The following is a 2,844-nucleotide window of genomic DNA, read 5'->3' as shown; positions in this document are numbered from 1 at the left end:
GGCAGCGAGCCCGCGTCGGCGCTCCGGGTCTCGGGAACGGGATCGGCCGGGGCCTCGCGGCGAAGGGCGTCGAGCAGCATCAGGCGCTCCTATAGGCGGGGTTCCAGGCGAGGCAGGCACGCTCGAGCTGGCGCGTCAGCGCGTCCGCGAGCTTGCCCAAGGCGGCGTAGATCAGGATCGCCAGCACGACGACGTCGACCAGCATGAACTCACGGGCCTGCATGGCCATGTAGCCGAGCCCCGAGGAGGCGGAGATCGTCTCGGCGACGATCAACGTCAACCACATGATGCCGAGCGCGTAGCGCAACCCGACGAAGATCGACGGCAGGGCGCCGGGCAGCACCACCTTGGTGAACAGTTCTGTCCGCGACATGCCGTAGACGCGGCCCATCTCCACCAGCGCCGGGTCCACCGAGCGGATGCCGTGCAGGGTGTTGGCGTAGATCGGGAAGAACACGCCGAGCGCCACCAGGAACAGCTTGGCCTCCTCGCCGATGCCGAACCACAGGATCACCAGCGGGATCAGCGACAGGTGGGGCACGTTGCGCACCATCTGGACGGAGGTGTCGGTCAGCTGCTCCGACACGCGGGAGAGGCCGTTGGCGAGCCCGAGGGCGAAGCCGATGCCGCCGCCCACGGCGAAGCCCGACAGGGCCCGCAGGGTGCTGACCCAGAGGTTGGTCCAGAGTTCGCCGGTGCGCCCGGCCTCCCAGCCGGCCCGGACCACGTCCAGGGGGGCCGGCATGAACCGGTTCGAGACGAGGCCGGCCGACACCGCAGCCTGCCAGCCCAGCAGGATCGCGATCGGCAGGAGCCACGGCAGCGCCGTGTCGCGCAGGCGTGTGAGGGGGGTGGGGCGCATCATCGGCTCTCCGCCCGGCGTTCGGGCTGTGTCCAGACCGCGTCGGCCACGCGGATCGGCTTCGGCAGCAGGCCGAGGCCGTGGAAGGCGTCCGCCACCCGCTGCTGGTCGGCGATCGCCGTGGCGTCCAGGGGGGCGGCCCCGTAGGATTGGCGTTCGAGGGCGATCTTGAGGACCGGCGCCGGGATGCCCACGGAGGGTGCGAGTTCCGCCGCTACGGTCTCGGCGTGGCCTTCCGCCCAGGTATCGATCGCTCCGATCGCCGTCAGCACGGCCGAGATGATCTCCGGGCTGGCTTCCGTGAAGCCGCGGCGCGAGAGATAGAACTCGCGGTTGGGTGCGATCCCCCGCCCGTCCGCTAGCACGCGGGCGTCGGTGGCGCGCTCGGCGGCGGCGAGATAGGGATCCCAGATCGCCCAGGCATCCACGGAGCCGCGCACGAAGGCGGCGTTGGCGTCCGCTGGCGCCAGGAAGGCGAACTTCACCGCATCGTAGGGCAGGCCGGCCTGCTCCAGCGCGCGCACCACCAGGAAGTGGACGTTCGAGCCCTTGTTGAGCGCCAGCGTCCGGCCGCGCAGGTCGGCCACGCTGCGCACCGGGCTGTCCTTGGGCACGAGGATCGCCTCGCCCCGCGGGGCCGGCGGCTCGGTCGCCACGTAGCGCAATTCGGGGCTTGCCGCCTGCGCGAAGATGGGTGGCGCCTCGCCGGCCGTGCCGAAATCGATCGCCCCGGCATTCAGGGCTTCCATCAGCGGCGGCCCGGACGGGAATTCCGACCACGCCACCGCGTAGGCCAGCGGCTTTAGCGCCGTCTCGAGGGTGCCGCGGGCCTTCAGCAGCACGAGCGACCCGTATTTCTGGTAGCCGACCCGGACGGTGCCGCCCGCGGCCCGGGCAGGCCGCAGGACGCCGGTCGCCGCGAGGCCGAGGCCCGCGGACAGGAATTTTCGGCGGTGCGGGGCGAGCCCGGACGCAAGGGGGTGGGTGTTACGGACGATCATGATCTCAGCCGTTTCGGGCGGGCGCCGCCCAGACCGCGTCGGCGACGCGGATCGATCGGGGAATCAGCTTCAAGGCGTGGAACCGGTCGGCGACGGCCTGCTGCTCGGCGGTGACGCGCGCCGTCATCGGGCCGATCACGTAATCGTTGCGATCCACCGCCCGGCGGGTGGCCGGCAGCGGCACGCCGGTGCCCTGCGACAGGAGCGCCGCGACCGCGCCGCGGTTCTCCCGGCACCAGGCGGCGACCTCGCCCAGCGCGTCGATCGCCGCGACCAGTACCGGGCCGCGTGCTTCCGCAAAGGCACGGCTCGCCAGGAAGAAATTGTTCTGTGGCGTGATCTCGGTGGCGAAGGCCAGTACGCGCACGCCCTCCCCCGCCTCTGCGATGGCGAGATAAGGATCCCAGATCGTCCAGGCGTCGACGCTGCCGCGGGCGAAGGCCGCCGCCCCGTCGGCCGGCGCTAGCAGGACCGGCTCGATATCGGCGTAGCTGAGACCCACCTTCTCCAGAGCCGCCACCGTGAGGTTGTGTGCGCTCGTCGCCTTGCCGAAGGCGACGCGCTTGCCCTTGAGGTCGGCGAGGCTGCGCAGGGTCGAACCCTTGGGCAGCAGGATCCCGGCGCCGGAGCCGCCGGCCTCCTGGGCCGCCACGTAGACGAGGCTGGAGCGCGCCGCCTGGGCGAAGATCGGCGGTGCGTCCCCGGTCTGGCCTAGATCGATCCCGTCGAGGGACAGGGCCTCGACCAGGGGCGGCCCGAGCGAGAACTCGACCCAGCGCACCGTGTGGCCGAGGGCCTCGAGGCGCCGCTCGATGATCCCCTGCTGCTTGGCCACCACCAGGATGCCGTTCTTCTGGTAGCCGATGCGCAGCACGCCGGGCTCGGCCGCGCGAGCGCTCCGAATGGCCGGGACGGCCGCAAGGGATGCGGCCAGGAAGGTGCGGCGGTCGAGCATCGCGCGGCTCACTCGGCGGCGGCGAG

Annotated in this window: 3 protein-coding genes; all 3 read right to left on the bottom strand. The window is 71.9% G+C overall.

Features of this window, described 5'->3' with window-relative positions; genetic code table 11:
* Positions 1–79: 79 nt before the first annotated feature.
* From ssuC to FV228_RS25665, 3 genes are read right to left on the bottom strand one after another with little or no spacing between them, the layout of a single operon-like run.
* On the bottom strand, positions 80–862 hold the full coding sequence (ssuC, locus tag FV228_RS25675) for an aliphatic sulfonate ABC transporter permease SsuC (RefSeq protein ID WP_147857127.1): 783 nt from the start codon (positions 860–862) through the stop codon (positions 80–82).
* Positions 862–1,863 carry a sulfonate ABC transporter substrate-binding protein gene (locus FV228_RS25670; protein ID WP_147857126.1) on the bottom strand — a complete coding sequence of 334 codons (1,002 nt, stop codon included), beginning with the start codon at positions 1,861–1,863 and terminating at the stop codon, positions 862–864. Before FV228_RS25670 ends, ssuC begins: the two co-directional genes overlap by 1 nt.
* A gap of 4 nt (positions 1,864–1,867) precedes the next feature.
* Positions 1,868–2,818 (bottom strand): aliphatic sulfonate ABC transporter substrate-binding protein, encoded by a 951-nt coding sequence (locus tag FV228_RS25665; protein ID WP_147857125.1) that lies wholly within the window; start codon positions 2,816–2,818, stop codon positions 1,868–1,870.
* Between the last annotated feature and the right edge of the window lie 26 nt (positions 2,819–2,844).

Origin of the sequence: Methylobacterium sp. WL18, from assembly GCF_008040015.1 — a bacterium.
In the GTDB taxonomy this organism is placed as follows: domain Bacteria; phylum Pseudomonadota; class Alphaproteobacteria; order Rhizobiales; family Beijerinckiaceae; genus Methylobacterium; species Methylobacterium mesophilicum.
Note: the sequence above shows the minus strand (reverse complement) of the source record. Positions and strands in the feature narration are given on the sequence as shown.